This window comes from Pseudomonas sp. RHF3.3-3, from assembly GCF_048069595.1.
GTDB lineage: Bacteria > Pseudomonadota > Gammaproteobacteria > Pseudomonadales > Pseudomonadaceae > Aquipseudomonas > Aquipseudomonas fuscovaginae_B.
In genome coordinates this window covers 2291237-2305907 of the sequence record NZ_CP182250.1, presented here as the reverse complement: position 1 = coordinate 2305907, position 14671 = coordinate 2291237, and the positions used below count along the sequence as shown (strand labels likewise).

12 protein-coding genes are annotated in these 14671 nt (G+C 62.9%); 3 read left to right on the top strand and 9 right to left on the bottom strand.

Annotated features, from left to right (window positions below; genetic code table 11):
- Nucleotides 1-9: 9 nt before the first annotated feature.
- Nucleotides 10-2688, top strand: coding sequence for an SNF2-related protein (locus ACMGT0_RS10610; protein WP_416772508.1), 2679 nt, complete (start codon nucleotides 10-12; stop codon nucleotides 2686-2688).
- A gap of 127 nt (nucleotides 2689-2815) precedes the next feature.
- Here the strand turns inward: ACMGT0_RS10610 and nagZ are convergent, their stop codons facing one another.
- Both nagZ and psrA read right to left on the bottom strand, forming a co-directional pair.
- Nucleotides 2816-3814: a beta-N-acetylhexosaminidase gene (gene nagZ, locus ACMGT0_RS10605; protein ID WP_193394224.1), complete on the bottom strand. Its 999-nt coding sequence runs from the start codon at nucleotides 3812-3814 to the stop codon at nucleotides 2816-2818.
- A 166-nt stretch (nucleotides 3815-3980) separates the two neighbouring features.
- Complete coding sequence (gene psrA / locus ACMGT0_RS10600; RefSeq protein ID WP_054057091.1) at nucleotides 3981-4688, bottom strand: transcriptional regulator PsrA; 708 nt, start codon at nucleotides 4686-4688, stop codon at nucleotides 3981-3983.
- 251 nt (nucleotides 4689-4939) lie between these two features.
- Between psrA and lexA the strand changes: the two genes are divergently transcribed.
- Nucleotides 4940-5548 carry a transcriptional repressor LexA gene (gene lexA, locus ACMGT0_RS10595; protein ID WP_026145583.1) on the top strand — a complete coding sequence of 203 codons (609 nt, stop codon included), beginning with the start codon at nucleotides 4940-4942 and terminating at the stop codon, nucleotides 5546-5548.
- 10 nt (nucleotides 5549-5558) lie between these two features.
- Nucleotides 5559-6023, top strand: a complete 465-nt coding sequence (gene sulA / locus ACMGT0_RS10590; protein ID WP_273824092.1) for an SOS-induced cell division inhibitor SulA — start codon at nucleotides 5559-5561, stop codon at nucleotides 6021-6023.
- Nucleotides 6024-6167: 144 nt separating this feature from the next.
- Here the strand turns inward: sulA and ACMGT0_RS10585 are convergent, their stop codons facing one another.
- The 7 genes from ACMGT0_RS10585 to ACMGT0_RS10555 form a co-directional block, all read right to left on the bottom strand.
- Nucleotides 6168-6404 carry a hypothetical protein gene (locus ACMGT0_RS10585; RefSeq protein ID WP_054057089.1) on the bottom strand — a complete coding sequence of 79 codons (237 nt, stop codon included), beginning with the start codon at nucleotides 6402-6404 and terminating at the stop codon, nucleotides 6168-6170.
- Between the two features lie 185 nt (nucleotides 6405-6589).
- On the bottom strand, nucleotides 6590-7111 hold the full coding sequence (locus ACMGT0_RS10580; RefSeq protein ID WP_054057088.1) for a DUF6586 family protein: 522 nt from the start codon (nucleotides 7109-7111) through the stop codon (nucleotides 6590-6592).
- A 179-nt stretch (nucleotides 7112-7290) separates the two neighbouring features.
- Complete coding sequence (topA, locus tag ACMGT0_RS10575; RefSeq protein WP_054057087.1) at nucleotides 7291-9912, bottom strand: type I DNA topoisomerase; 2622 nt, start codon at nucleotides 9910-9912, stop codon at nucleotides 7291-7293.
- Nucleotides 9913-10027: 115 nt separating this feature from the next.
- Nucleotides 10028-10264 (bottom strand): DUF1653 domain-containing protein, encoded by a 237-nt coding sequence (locus ACMGT0_RS10570; RefSeq protein ID WP_054057086.1) that lies wholly within the window; start codon nucleotides 10262-10264, stop codon nucleotides 10028-10030.
- Between the two features lie 86 nt (nucleotides 10265-10350).
- Nucleotides 10351-11526 carry an acetyl-CoA C-acyltransferase FadA gene (gene fadA / locus ACMGT0_RS10565; RefSeq protein WP_054057085.1) on the bottom strand — a complete coding sequence of 392 codons (1176 nt, stop codon included), beginning with the start codon at nucleotides 11524-11526 and terminating at the stop codon, nucleotides 10351-10353.
- A 29-nt stretch (nucleotides 11527-11555) separates the two neighbouring features.
- On the bottom strand, nucleotides 11556-13703 hold the full coding sequence (fadB, locus tag ACMGT0_RS10560; RefSeq protein ID WP_054057084.1) for a fatty acid oxidation complex subunit alpha FadB: 2148 nt from the start codon (nucleotides 13701-13703) through the stop codon (nucleotides 11556-11558).
- Nucleotides 13704-14159: 456 nt separating this feature from the next.
- Nucleotides 14160-14597, bottom strand: coding sequence for a hypothetical protein (locus tag ACMGT0_RS10555; RefSeq protein WP_416772505.1), 438 nt, complete (start codon nucleotides 14595-14597; stop codon nucleotides 14160-14162).
- Nucleotides 14598-14671: the final 74 nt, after the last annotated feature.

Sequence of the window (14671 nt, the reverse complement as noted above, 5' to 3'; positions counted from 1 at the left end):
ACGCCTGCCATGACCAAGCCGCTCGCCCCGTCATGGGCCAGCCGCTTCAAGGAACAGAGTCTGGAGCGCGGTCGCCGCTACGCGATCGAAAACCGGGTGAGGATCGTCGAGGCGGCCGACAGCACCATCACCGCCAGTTGCGAAGGCTCTGGCGGCAACATCTATCGGCAGACCATCCATCTTCGCGAGTCGGCCAAGGGCACCCTGCTGATCGTCGACGCGACCTGCACCTGCCCGGTGCGCAGCAACTGCAAGCATACGGCGGCGGTCCTGCTGAAGGTGCAGCAGACCCTGGCCTATCCGGCCGCGGAGAAAGACGCCGAACTGCTGGAAAAGCTCCAGGCGGTGCTCGACTCGCGCCCGCCACCCCCGCCCCAGGAGCTGCTCGAGGACGTGCAGCCGGTACCACGGCTATGGCTGGCCAGTGTCGAATTCAGCGCCTTCGAGCCACGCAATGGACGCATGCAGCGCTACATCCAGCACCGCGCGGCGCTGTCCTTCAACTACCTGGGCGAGTACGCCAGCGGCCAGAAGAACGCCGACATCCTCCTGCGCCAGGAACATCGGAACCTGCGCATCCGACGCCAGCCCGAGGCGGAAAAAGCCTTTCGCGAACAGCTGCGCCTGCTCGGCTTCAAGGTCGCCACCCGGCAAAGCAAGGCCCTGCCGGAAAGCGCCGGCGAGCTGTACGAGATGGTCAACGACAGCGCCTGGCTGACCTTTACCCTCAATGAGCTGCCAAACCTGCGCGAACAGGGCTGGGAATTGCAGATCGACGAAGACTTCGGCTTCGACCTCAGCCCCGTCGACGACTGGTACGCCACCGTCGACGAAGCCCCGGAACGCGACTGGTTCGACCTCGAACTGGGGATCATCGTCAATGGCGAGCGCCTGAGCCTGCTGCCGATCCTGCTCAACCTGATGCGTTCGCACACCGAACTGCTCAACCCCGAGCGACTGGCCCGACGCCGGGACGACGAACTGATCCTGGTGAACATTCCCGCCTCGCCCAGCGGCAGCCATGGCCCGCTGCAGGTGGCCCTGCCCTACGGGCGCCTCAAGCCGGTACTGAACACCCTCGGCGAGTTCTACCTGGAAGAACCCGGCACCACCACACTGCGCCTGAGCAACGCCGATGCCACCCGGCTCAACCCGCTCGACGGCCTGCCGCTGTTGTGGGAGGGCGGTGCCCAGATCCGCAGCCTGGCCGAACGACTGCGTGATATCCGCGAATACAGCGCGAGCATTCCCGAAGGCCTCAACGCCACCCTGCGCCCGTACCAGCACGAGGGCCTGAGCTGGATGCAGTCGCTGCGGCAACTGGAGGTCGGCGGAATCCTTGCCGACGACATGGGCCTGGGCAAGACCCTGCAGACCCTGGCCCACATCCTCAGCGAAAAGAACGCCGGTCGCCTCGACCGTCCGTGCATGGTGGTGATGCCCACCAGCCTGATCCCCAACTGGCTCGACGAGGCCGCGCATTTCACGCCGCAGCTCAAGGTCCTGGCGCTCTATGGTGCAGCGCGCAAGAAGCATTTCGAACGGCTGGGTGAGTACGACCTGATCCTCACCACCTACGCCCTGCTGCCCAAGGACATCGACACGCTCAAGGCCCAGCCACTGCACGTGCTGGTGCTCGATGAAGCGCAATACATCAAGAACCCCGGGAGCAAGGCCGCCCAGGCGACCCGCGAACTCGAGGCGCGGCAACGCCTGTGCCTGAGCGGCACGCCGCTGGAAAACCACCTGGGCGAACTCTGGTCACTGTTCCACTTCCTGCTGCCGGGCTGGCTGGGCGATGCCAAAAGCTTCAATCGCGACTACCGCGTGCCCATCGAGAAACATGCCAGCGAAGTTCGCCTGCAACACCTGAACGGACGGATCAAACCGTTCCTGCTGCGCCGCACCAAGGAACAGGTGGCCACCGAACTGCCGCCCAAGACCGAGATCATCCACTGGGTCGAACTCAACGAGGCGCAACGCGACGTCTACGAGACCATGCGCCTGGCCATGGACAAGAAGGTCCGCGACGAAATCACCCGCAAGGGTGTGGCGCGCAGCCAGATCATCATCCTCGAGGCGCTGCTCAAGCTGCGCCAGGTCTGCTGCGACCTGCGCCTGGTCAGCGACGCCACGCCACCGACCCGCGGCAGCGCCTCCGGCAAGCTCGACAGCCTGATGGAAATGCTCGAGGAACTGTTCGCCGAGGGCCGACGGATCCTGCTGTTCTCGCAGTTCACCTCGATGCTGTCACTGATCGAGGCCGAGCTGAAGAAACGCCATATCGCCTACGGCCTGCTGACCGGCCAGACGCGGGACCGACGCGCGCCGGTGAAGGACTTCCAGAGCGGCAAACTGCAGATCTTTCTCATCAGCCTCAAGGCCGGTGGCGTCGGCCTGAACCTGACCGAAGCCGACACCGTGATCCACTACGACCCGTGGTGGAATCCGGCGGCGGAAAACCAGGCGACCGATCGGGCGTACCGGATCGGCCAGGAAAAGCCGGTTTTCGTCTACAAGATGATTGCCCGGGGTACGGTCGAGGAAAAGATCCAGCACCTGCAACAGGAAAAATCCGACCTGGCCGCCGGCGTGCTCGACGGGCGCCAGGCCGGCGACTGGCAGTTGCAGAACGAGGATATCGAGGCGCTGTTCGCGCCGTTGCCGGACAAGAAAGCCGGGCGTTGACGTCCTTTAAAAGCTTCGCGGGCAAGCCCGGCTCCTACAGATTCGTGCCCTACACCTATCCGATGTACGACACATACCCTGTAGGAGCCGGGCTTGCCCGCGAATGGCCCCTCGACTATGACGCCACTCAATCGATGAGCTGAGCCTCGCGCAGCGCCCCAAGCGCCTCCAGCCACCGCGGTTCCTGGCGATAATCGGTCCGCGCAAACCCCTGTCCACGCATCCGCGCAATCCGCGACGATGGCGTCACCTTAAGACGCTGCGCCGCGCTCAGGGCCAGCTCCGCCGCCGCCCGGTCATTGCACACCAGCCCCATGTCGCAGCCAGCCGACAAGGCCGCCTCGATACGGCTCGCCGCATCCCCCACCACATGGGCACCGGCCATGGACAGGTCGTCACTGAAGATCACCCCGTCGAACTTCAGCTCACCGCGCAGAATCTCCTGCAACCAGCGCCGCGAGAAACCGGCGGGTTGCGCATCGACCTGTGGATAGATCACATGGGCCGGCATCACCGCGGCCAGTTGCTGGCCCAGGCGGGCGAAAGGCACCAGGTCACGGGCGCGAATGGTCTCCAGGCTGCGCTCGTCGACCGGAATCGCCACATGGGAATCCGCCTCGGCCCAACCGTGCCCGGGGAAATGCTTGCCGGTCGCCGCCATGCCGGCTGCCTTCATCCCGCGAATGAACGCCCCGGCGAGTTGGGCCGCACGCTCGGGATCGCCCTCGAAGGAACGGCTGCCGACCACCGCACTGCGCTGATGATCCAGGTCGAGCACCGGGGCAAAACTCAGATCGAGCCCAACCGCCAGCACCTCCGTCGCCATCAGCCAGCCACAGTGCTCGGCCAGGCGCTCGGCATTCGGGTTATCGGCAATCGCCCGCATCGCCGGCAGGCGCACGAAGCCCTGGCGCAAACGCTGCACCCGCCCACCCTCCTGGTCGACGGCGAGCAGCAGGTCCGGACGAATCGCGCGGATCGCCGTGCTCAGCTCACGAACCTGGCGCGGGCTCTCGATGTTGCGCGCGAAAATGATCAGCCCGCCCACTTGCGGCTGGCGCAACAACTGGCGATCTTCGGCCGTCAGCCAGGTGCCGGCGATATCGACCATCAGGGAGCCTTGCAGGGCAGTACTCATAGGAAATCCTTGTGAAGAAAAGCCAGGCGCGTGAACGCCCTGCCGCGGAGGGCATCCGGCAGATGAACGGGAAAAAGGAAAAGAGGGGGAGGAAAGGAATCGCGCATGGGCGGCAAGCTTAGCCGATCAAGGCCAGCGCGCCCACCCGAATGCGTCAGGCCTTGACGACAGGTGCCGCCGACTTGCTGCGTGGACGCAATTGTGCCGCAGCCATGGCCTCGTCGGTCACGCCGCTGTCGGCACGCATGCCGGCCGCCAGAAAGGGCACCATCAGGCGCATCACCGTCTCGATCGAGGTGTTGACGCCGAAGTCGGTCTCGGCGATCGCCCGCAACGCCTTGATCCCGGACATGCTGAAGGCGGCCGCACCGAGCATGAAGTGCACGCGCCAGAACAGCTCGATCGGTGGAATACGAGGGGCCGCTTCATTGACCAGCAGCATGTAGCGGCGAAACACCTTGCCGTACATGTCTTCCAGGTAACGTCGCAGGTGCCCCTGGCTCTGGCTGAAGGCCAGGCCCAGCAGGCGCATGAAGATCGACAGGTCGTTACCGCTGCGCGGCTGAACCACCAGGGCCTGTTCAACGAGGATTTCCAGCAGTTCTTCCAGGGTCGGCTTGACCTCCGGCTTGGCCTGGCGGCGCTCCAGCTCGCGATCGAGGCTGACACAGAACGGCCCGAGGAAACGCGAGAAGACCGCCTGGATCAGGGCCTTTTTCGAGCCGAAATGGTAGTTCACCGCCGCCAGGTTGACCCCTGCCTTGCTGGTGATCAATCGCAACGAGGTCTCGGCGAAACCTTTTTCCGCGAACAATTGCTCGGCAGCATCGAGAATGCGTTCAACGGTTTCCGACTGGGCCATGGCTACTCCGCCTGACAAACACTTGTTTGAAACATACGTTTCAGCCCACGGAATGTCAAGTCTGCCGGTCCATTTCCGGCCAGTCAGTCAGGTATTAAATCATAGAACCGGCCACCTGTAGCAGCACGCTCACGATGGCGGCCGACACCCTCCCCGACAACCGTCCGGCGGCCACCGTGAAAAGGAGGATTGCCAAGCGCCTCCCACTGTATATAATTCCAGTCACTGTATAAAAAGACAGAGCCATCAAAATGCTAAAACTGACGCCCCGCCAAGCTGAGATTCTGGCTTTTATCAAACGCTGCCTGGATGACAACGGCTATCCGCCCACCCGTGCGGAAATCGCCCAGGAACTGGGCTTCAAGTCGCCGAACGCGGCCGAGGAGCACCTCAAGGCCCTGGCCCGCAAGGGCGCGATCGAAATGACGCCGGGCGCCTCACGGGGCATTCGCATTCCCGGCTTCGAAGCCAAGGTCGACGAATCCACCCTGCCGATCATCGGTCGCGTCGCCGCCGGTGCGCCCATCCTCGCCGAGCAGCATGTCGAGGAATCCTGCAACATCAACCCGACCTTCTTCCACCCCCGGGCCGACTACCTGCTGCGCGTTCACGGCATGAGCATGAAGGACGTCGGCATCTTCGACGGCGATCTGCTGGCCGTACACACCTGCCGCGAGGCCCGCAACGGCCAGATCGTGGTGGCGCGCATCGGCGAGGAAGTCACCGTCAAACGCTTCAAGCGCGAAGGCAGCAAGGTCTGGCTGCTGGCGGAAAACCCCGAATTCGCCCCTATCGAAGTCAACCTGAAAGAGCAGGACTTCGTCATCGAAGGTTTGAGCGTCGGCGTCATTCGCCGCTGAAGGAGGCATCATGCAATTCCAGACTCCACAACACGCCCAGTTGCCCCTGTTCGAAGCGTTCATGATGCAGCCGCTGGCCCCCGTCCTGAAGGACGTGGTCGAAACACCCTGGAGCACCGAGCCCGAGGCCTTCAGCGAATTATCGCTGCGCGGTGGGAATTGCCTGAGCCTGCTGGCTCCTATCCTGCGCGAGCTGAGCCAGGACCAGGATGCCCGCTGGCTCACCCTGATCGCCCCGCCCGCCAGTGTCACCCAGGCCTGGCTGCGGGAAGCCGGGCTGAACCGCGAGCGGATTCTGCTGCTGCAGCCCGGCAGCGCACAGAACGCCCAGCAACTGGCTTGCGAAGCCTTGCGCCTGGGGCGCAGCCACACCGTGGTGAGTTGGTTGAACCCGCTGAACAGCAGCGCTCGTCAGCAACTGATCAACGCCGCGCGCAAGGGCGACGCACAGAGCCTGAATATTCGCCTGGGTTGAAGTGGACTTGAAGCGGGGCCAGGGACAGCCAGGAAAGCCAGGCAGGCTCTTTGTACCTACCCACAAGGCTTCTCCAGGGCAGAGAAGCCAATCAGGACCAACGACTCGTTACCGATAGGTGCCCGAGCCAGGCATGAGCGCTACTCAGTGAAGAACCCGCGGGCCGTCGTCTTCTTTCTCGAGTTCGCCTTCCACCAGACGCCCCGCCATCTGCACGCCAACACTCAGCATGGCCTTGGCCACTTCGACATGCTGGCCCTGCAGGAAAGCCTTGGCGTCTTCGGAGAAGTTCAGAGTGACCAGAGAACCTTCGTCCTCGGCGCGGCGCAGCTCGATACGGCCGTCCGGCAGCTCGACAATTTCTAGAAAGGACGTAGGCATAAAAGTCTGTTCTCCACGAAAGGCTGGTGGCCTGTAGGGTCAATTCGGATGGATGCACGCGAATTCAGCCAATAGGCCACTAATATCATACCAGTCATTCATGGCAACTCGCTCAAGATCTCAACAGCTTTCGTTACCGCCTGATGAACAACTGACAGACGGAACCTACATCCTGAGCGTGCGAATCAGCACTCGCTCAGCCCGTCACGGAAGCGAATCGCCAGGGCCTTGAGGTTCTGCCGCCAGCTTTCCAGCTCCTCGCGTCCCAACTCCGGCGCGACCTCCTCGTCCAGACTGACCGCCTCGATCAACGGCTGCAACACGTCACCCTTGGGCTTTCTTGGCGCCTGGGGCGGCAGGTAGAGCGCAGAGTGGGCAGCGATCAGTCGTGCCAGCCAGCTTTGCGGGCTGTGGGCCAGCTCCACCAGCTCGGCCATTTCCGGAATGGCGATGGATTCCAGCACCTCCCGGGTCAGCAACAGCTCGGCGCGCGGGGCACTGGCCTGGGGCAGGCGGTAGAAGCCGGCGATCTCATGGCACAGCCCGAGCAAGGCGCCGTAGAGATGGAATACCGCGGCTTCGCGCTCGGCCTGGGTCAGCGCCAGCGCGTTCATCGCCCGGCTCTCCTCGGCCTTGCCCAGGGCTTCCAGAGCGAGGCCGGCGTAGAAGATCTTCTGGTTGGTACGGGTATAGAGTTCGTTGGCCATGATGGCGCACTCCCAAAAAGAGATCACACAGGCCCTTCCGGCAGGAGCCGGGCTTGCCCGCGAATGCGCCTTCAAGGACGCCAGAAGCTTCGCGGGCAAGCCCGGCTTACAGGGAGGGAGCACCGGGTTTTGCATCAGGCCCGGCCCTGCGCGGGCCAGGGCCTCAACCGACAACCGGGTCAGGCGCCCTGACGCTTGTCTTCCACCTTCCACTTGCCACTGTCGTAGAACGCCTTCCAGCCGGTCGGCTTGCCGTCGACCTCGCTCTGCACGTACTGCTCCTTGGTCTTGCGGCTGTAGCGGATGACCGCCGGACGACCGTCCGGGTCCTTCTGCGGCGCTTCGCAGAGGAAGTGGTACTTCGGATCGATCTCAGCCTTGTGCGGGACGATCTCGAGCACCAGCGGCGCACGGGTCTCGCGGTTTTTCGGGAACTGGCTCGCCGCCAGGAACAGGCCCGAAGCACCATCACGCAGGATATAGGTGTCGTCGACCTTCTCGCACTTGAGCTCCGGCATCTTCACCGGGTCCATCTTCGGCGGCGCCGCATCGCCGCTCCTGAGCAACTTGCGGGTGTTCTTGCAGGTCGGGTTGGTGCAACCGAAGAACTTGCCGAAACGGCCGGTCTTGAGCTGCATCTCGCTGCCGCACTTGTCGCACTCCAGGCTCGGCCCTTCGTAGCCCTTGATCCGGTAGTTGCCCTCCTCGATCTCGTAGCCGGCGCAATCCGGGTTGTTGCCACAAATGTGCAGCTTGCGCTTCTCGTCCAGCAGGTAGGCATCCATCGCCGTGCTGCAGATCGGGCAACGATGCTTGCCGCGCAGCACCAGGGACTCCGACTCGCCCTCGTCGTCCGCGGCGATCTCGTCACCCGGGACCAGGTTCACGGTGGCCTTGCAACGCTCTTTCGGCGGCAGACTGTAGCCCGAGCAACCGAGGAACACGCCGGTCGAGGCGGTACGGATCTGCATTGGCCGACCGCAGGTCTGGCATGGGATATCGGTCATCACCGGCTGGTTGGCGCGCATGCCGTTTTCCGCGCCCTCGGCCACTTCGAGCTTCTTCTTGAAGTCGCCGTAGAACTCGTCGAGCACGTTCTTCCAGTCGCGCTCGCCCTGGGCCACGTCATCGAGGTTCTCCTCCATGTCCGCGGTGAAACCGTAGTCCATCAGGTTCGCAAAGCTTTCGGCCAGGCGCTCGGTGACGATGTCGCCCATCTTCTCGGAATAGAAGCGACGGTTGTGCAGCGCCACGTAGCCGCGGTCCTGGATGGTGGAAATGATCGCCGCATAGGTCGAAGGACGACCGATGCCGCGCTTTTCCATTTCCTTGACCAGGCTGGCCTCGGAATAACGCGCCGGCGGCTTGGTGAAGTGCTGGCTCGGATCGAGCTGGATCAGCTTCAGCACCTCGCCCTGGGCCATGTCCGGCAGGACGTCGTCGTCGCCCGGCTTGCTCAATTGTGGCAGGACCCGGGTGTAGCCGTCGAACTTGAGGATACGGCCCTTGGCACGCAGCTCGAAGTCGCCGGCGGCGACGCTGACGGTGGTCGACAGGTACTGCGCCGGCAGCATCTGACAGGCCACGAACTGGCGCCAGATCAGCTCGTACAGGCGCTCGGCGTCACGCTCCATGCCCGACAGCTTGCTTGGATCGGTATTGACGTCGGAAGGCCGGATCGCCTCGTGCGCCTCCTGGGCGCCTTCCTTGCTGCTGTAGACGTTGGGGGCGGACGGCAGGTATTTCGCGCCGAATTCGCTCTCGATATAGGTCCGCGCCATCGCCACGGCGTCGGCCGAGAGATTGGTCGAGTCGGTACGCATATAGGTGATGTAGCCGGCTTCGTAGAGACGCTGGGCCATCATCATGGTCTTCTTCACCCCGAAGCCCAGGCGGTTGCTCGCCGCCTGCTGCAGGGTGGACGTAATGAACGGTGCCGACGGCTTGCTGCTGGTCGGCTTGTCCTCGCGCTTGGCGATTGTGTAGGCCGACGCCTTGAGCTTCTCCAACGCGGCCATGGCCTGGGCTTCGTTCAGCGGCTTGAAGGCCTCGCCGTTCTCGCGAGCCACTTCGAAGCGCACCTTGGCACCCTTGCCCGTGCCGAGGTCGGCATGCACTTCCCAGTACTCTTCGGGGATGAACGCACGGATCTCGCGCTCGCGCTCGACCACCAGCTTCACCGCCACCGATTGCACACGGCCGGCGGACAGGCCACGGGCGATCTTCGCCCACAGCAGCGGCGAGACCATGTAGCCGACCACGCGGTCGAGGAAGCGTCGCGCCTGCTGGGCGTTGACGCGGTCGATATCCAGCTCGCCCGGTGCCGAGAAGGCCTCCTGGATCGCCTTCTTGGTGATTTCGTTGAACACCACGCGCTTGTAGCGGCTGTCATCACCACCGATGGCTTCGCGCAGGTGCCAGGCAATGGCTTCCCCCTCGCGGTCCAAGTCGGTTGCGAGATAGATGGTGTCGGCATCCTTGGCGAGGCGGCGCAGTTCCTCGATCACCTTCTCCTTGCCGGGAAGGATCTCGTAGCGGGCCTTCCAGCCGTGGTCCGGGTCGACGCCCATGCGCGCCACCAGTTGCTTGCGCGCCTTCTCTTTCGCCGAGAGCGCAGGCGCCTCGCCGGCAGCGGCCTTGCCGCGCTTGGCGGCAGGCTCCTTGACGGCACTGGCCGAACCGCTGGTGGGCAGGTCTCGGATATGGCCGATACTCGACTTCACCACGTACTGGGTTCCCAGATACTTGTTGATGGTCTTGGCCTTAGCCGGGGATTCCACAATGACCAGCGATTTGCCCATGGATCGGAAAATTCCTGAATGCTAGAAGTGAGAGCGCAGCCCGCGCCTGGCGCGGCACCGCTATATATAGTGGCAACAAGGTGAGGTCAAGCACAGGGTGCTGCGCGACCAGCCCTCAAGCCCTGGAAAAAATACTCGGCTCGGCCTGCACCAAAGCAAAGCGTGGTACCCGTTCGCCGTCAACCTCGACCGACTCCAGGAACATGCTCAAGGGGCGTACCCAGAAACCGTATTCGCCATACAGCGCCTGGTAGAACACCACTTCCTCCTCGGTCTCGGAATGCCGCGCCACACTGAAAACGCGGTACTGCGGCCCCTTGTAGTGCTGATAGAGCCCGGGTTGCAAAGTCATGTATCGGCCCTCTTACAAAATAAAATAAAAAAAATCGGAAAAACAAAAACCGGGGCACCAGGCCCCGGTTTCCGTCATCGAAACGCTTAGACGCGTTCGAAGACGGTGGCAATGCCCTGGCCGAGGCCGATGCACATGGTGGACACCCCGAAAGTCCCGCCGTTCTGTTTCATCACGTTCAGCAGGGTGCCGGAAATCCGTGCACCGGAACAACCGAACGGGTGACCCAGGGCGATGGCACCGCCGTGCAGGTTAACCTTCTCGTCCATCTTGTCGAGCACTTTCAGGTCCTTCAGCACTGGCAGGGCCTGTGCGGCGAAGGCTTCGTTGAGCTCGATGAAGTCGATGTCGGTGATCGACAGACCGGCACGCTTGAGCGCCTTCTGGGTCGCCGGCACCGGACCATAACCCATGATCGCCGGATCGACACCGGCCACCGCCATCGAACGGATCACCGCCAGTGGCTGGATACCGAGGTCCTGGGCGCGCTGCGCCGACATCACGATCATGCACGAGGCACCATCGGTGATCTGCGACGACGTACCCGCAGTCACGGTACCGCCCTTGGGGTTGAACGCCGGCTTCAACGCCGCCAGGCTTTCCAGGTTGGTTTCCGGGCGAATGGTCTCGTCGTAGTCGAAGACCTTCAGGAAGCCGGCCTCGTCATAACCCTGCATCGGGATGATCTCGTCCTTGAACTTGCCTTCCACGGTCGCCTTGTGGGCGAGCTGGTGGGAGCGCACGCCAAAGGCGTCCTGTGCTTCACGGGTGATGCCGTGCATCTTGCCGAGCATCTCGGCGGTCAGGCCCATCATGCCCGAGGCTTTCGCCGCGTACAGCGACAGGTGCGGGTTCGGGTCGACACCGTGCATCATGCCGACATGGCCCATATGCTCGACGCCGCCAACGACGAAAACGTCACCATTGCCGGTCATGATCGCCTGGGCGGCGGTGTGCAGCGCGCTCATCGACGAACCACACAGGCGGCTGACGGTCTGGCCGGCCGCGGTGTGCGGGATCTGGGTCATCAGCGAGGCCATGCGCGCGATGTTCCAGCCCTGCTCCAGGGTCTGGTTGACGCAGCCCCAGATCACATCCTCGACCTCGTTCGGGTCGACCTTGGTGTTGCGTTCCAGCAGCTTGCTGATCAGGTGCGCGGACATGTCCTCGGCACGGGTGTTGCGGTGCATGCCGCCCTTGGAGCGGCCCATCGGAGTACGACCGAAGTCGACAATCACGACGTCTCTAGGATTCAAGCTCATATAGTTCACTCTCGCTCTAGTGTGGGCGCTTAACCGAAGAACCGCTGGCCGTTCCTGGCCATTTCACGCAGCTTCGCGGTCGGGTGGTACAGCGCGCCCAGATCGGCGTACTGGTCAGCCAGGGCAACGAACTCGGCCACACCGATCGAGTCGATGTAGCGCAGCGCACCGCCACGGAAGGGAGGGAAACCGATGCCGTAGACCAGGCCCATGTCAGCCTCGGCGGCGGTGGCGACGATACCGTCCTCCAGGCAGCGCACGGTTTCCAGGCACAGCGGGATCATCATCCAGTTGATGATGTCCTCGTCGGTCACTTCACGCTGCTCGTAAACGATCGGCTTGAGCACTTCCAGCACCGACGGGTCGGCGACCTTCTTCTGCTTGCCGCGCTTGTCGGTCTCGTAGGCGTAGAAGCCCTTGCCGTTCTTCTGGCCCAGGCGCTTGGCGTCGTACAGTGCGTCGACAGCCGAACGACGATCGTCCTTCATGCGATCCGGGAAGCCCTCGGCCATAACGTCGCGACCGTGGTGACCGGTATCGATACCGACCACGTCCATCAGGTACGCCGGGCCCATCGGCCAGCCGAACTTCTCCATGATCTTGTCGATACGGACGAAGTCCACGCCGGCGCTGACCAGCTTGGCGAAACCGCCGAAGTACGGGAACAGGATACGGTTGACCAGAAAGCCCGGGCAGTCGTTGACCACGATCGGGTTTTTGCCCATCTTCTTGGCATAGGCCACGGTGGTGGCGATCGCCTGTTCGCTGGACTTCTCGCCACGGATCACTTCCACCAGCGGCATCATGTGCACCGGGTTGAAGAAGTGCATGCCGACGAAGTTTTCCGGACGCTTGAGGGCCTTGGCCAGCAGACTGATGGAGATGGTCGAGGTGTTGGACGCCAGTACGGCATCTTCCTTGACCTGGGCTTCCACTTCAGCCAGCACCGCCTGCTTGACCTTCGGGTTCTCGACGACCGCTTCGACCACCAGGTCGACGTGGCCGAAGTCACCGTAGGACAGGGTCGGACGGATGCCATTGAGCACCTCGGCCATCTTCGCCGCGGTCATGCGGCCTTTCTCGACACGGCTGACCAGCAGCTTGGCGGCTTCGGCCAGGCCCTGCTCGATACCGTGCTCGTTGATGTCCTTCATCAGGATCGGCGTACCCTTGGACGCCGACTGGTAGGCGATACCGCCCCCCATGATGCCGGCGCCGAGTACGGCGGCCTGCTTCACGTCCTGGGCGATTTCGTCGTAGGCCTTGGCCTTCTTCTTCAGTTCCTGGTCGTTGAGGAACAGGCCGATCAGGCTCTCGGCCGCCGAGGTCTTGGCCAGTTTCACGAAGCCCGCGGCTTCGATTTCCAGGGCCTTGTCGCGACCGAAGTTGGCGGCCTTCTGGATGGTCTTGATCGCCTCGACCGGTGCCGGGTAGTTCGGGCCAGCCTGGCCAGCGACAAAGCCCTTGGCGGTTTCGAAGGCCATCATCTGCTCGATGGCGTTGAGCTTGAGCTTGTCCAGCTTCGGCTGGCGCTTGGCCTTGTAGTCGATCTCGCCGGAAATGGCGCGCTTGACCAGGTCCAGGGCGGCCTGCTGCAGTTGCTCAGGCGCCACCACGGCATCGACGGCGCCGACTTTCAGGGCGTCTTCGGCACGGTTTTCCTTGCCGGCGGCGATCCACTCGATGGCATTGTCCACACCGATCAGGCGTGGCAGGCGCACGGTACCGCCAAAGCCCGGGTAGATGCCCAGCTTGACTTCCGGCAGACCGATCTTGGCGCTGCCGGACATGACCCGCAGGTCCGCGGCCAGGCACATTTCCAGACCGCCGCCCAGGGCGATGCCGTTGATCGCGGCCACGGTCGGAACGGCCAGGTCTTCGAAATCGCTGAAGATCCTGTTGGCTTCGAGGTTACCGGCCACGAGCTCGGCATCGGGCAACTTGAAGTTGTCGACGAATTCGGTGATGTCGGCGCCGACGATGAACACGTCCTTGCCGCTGCTGACGATCACACCCTTGACCGAGGCATCGGCCTTGATGGTGTCCACCGCCTGACGCAGTTCGTTCAGGGTGAGACGGTTGAACTTGTTGACGGACTCACCCTTGAGATCGAACTTGAGTTCGACGATGCCACTTTCAAGAGCCTTAACCGTGATGGCTTTACCTTCGTAAATCATCAACTGATCTCCACGATATGGAAGCTGAACAGTACACGTCGGTCGCTAACTTCCGGCCCGCATTGACGTCACCGTCACTGCCACGCCCAGCCGCCAGGCACACCCGCCGACGCGATAGTCGGGATTCTGTAAGAGCCGTCTGTCAGACAAACGCTCAATTCATACGCCCGTTTGATTTGGGTGTGGACACCTTCACGGAATTCGCGGCAATTGTCAATTGCCGAAAACACCCCGAAAAATACGACTTTCCGGTCACTTTCCAGGCGCGCAGGTGCCGCCGCAGCCGGCCTGATGAAGCTTCATTCATGAAATCAATAACAGGCGAAGCGACCAGATCAGGCATAAAACCAGGAACGGGCCTACCAGACTCCAAGAAAGAGCCTAGTGGAAAATATGGACACTTTTTATGAAGGGAAGGTGCCAGAGCGGTTGGGCCGATGAACTGCCCCCTGTCGGTCAGGCCAGCGCCTTGAGCACGGTGGCGATATCCTGGAGCACCTGCGCATCACCACGCTCGCCCCAGCAGAGCGCGATCATCTGTGTATCCGCCTCGACCTTGTAGACATTGGCCGGCAACGTCCGCAAATGCGCCAGCAGAGCCTCGTCCGTGAGCACTTCCCGCCACCGGTTGAGCCAGACTCCCGGCTCGCCCTGCCAGTAACACCAGCATTGCGGCGCCTTGCCGCGTCGCGGCCGATGGTATTGCGCACACGGGCTCGGCGGCTGCGGGGACAGCCAGTGCGGCCACTCCTGAGGCGCCAGCTGCATGCCCAGGCCGATACGGCGCGCTTCCATGCGCAGGGCCATCCGATCGCTCTGGCGGCGCGACGGACGCAACCATGCCAGAGGACTGAGAACCACCGCCAGGATTGACACCACTATCCAGACCGTCATATCTCTACTCCCCGAAGATTATTCATGAGCGATTGATTCAGGGCAGAACCAATCAGCTTGAAACGAGCCATAAT

Bases quoted from the DNA above. Each gene is read 5' to 3' on its own strand.
- ACMGT0_RS10610 (WP_416772508.1), top strand. From the start codon at position 10: ATGACCAAGCCGCTCGCCCCGTCATGGGCCAGCCGCTTCAAGGAACAG.
- psrA (WP_054057091.1), bottom strand. From the start codon at position 4,688: ATGGCCCAGTCGGAAACCGTTGAACGCATTCTCGATGCTGCCGAGCAA.
- lexA (WP_026145583.1), top strand. From the start codon at position 4,940: ATGCTAAAACTGACGCCCCGCCAAGCTGAGATTCTGGCTTTTATCAAA.
- sulA (WP_273824092.1), top strand. From the start codon at position 5,559: ATGCAATTCCAGACTCCACAACACGCCCAGTTGCCCCTGTTCGAAGCG.
- ACMGT0_RS10585 (WP_054057089.1), bottom strand. From the start codon at position 6,404: ATGCCTACGTCCTTTCTAGAAATTGTCGAGCTGCCGGACGGCCGTATC.
- ACMGT0_RS10580 (WP_054057088.1), bottom strand. From the start codon at position 7,111: ATGGCCAACGAACTCTATACCCGTACCAACCAGAAGATCTTCTACGCC.
- topA (WP_054057087.1), bottom strand. From the start codon at position 9,912: ATGGGCAAATCGCTGGTCATTGTGGAATCCCCGGCTAAGGCCAAGACC.
- ACMGT0_RS10570 (WP_054057086.1), bottom strand. From the start codon at position 10,264: ATGACTTTGCAACCCGGGCTCTATCAGCACTACAAGGGGCCGCAGTAC.
- fadA (WP_054057085.1), bottom strand. From the start codon at position 11,526: ATGAGCTTGAATCCTAGAGACGTCGTGATTGTCGACTTCGGTCGTACT.
- fadB (WP_054057084.1), bottom strand. From the start codon at position 13,703: ATGATTTACGAAGGTAAAGCCATCACGGTTAAGGCTCTTGAAAGTGGC.
- ACMGT0_RS10555 (WP_416772505.1), bottom strand. From the start codon at position 14,597: ATGACGGTCTGGATAGTGGTGTCAATCCTGGCGGTGGTTCTCAGTCCT.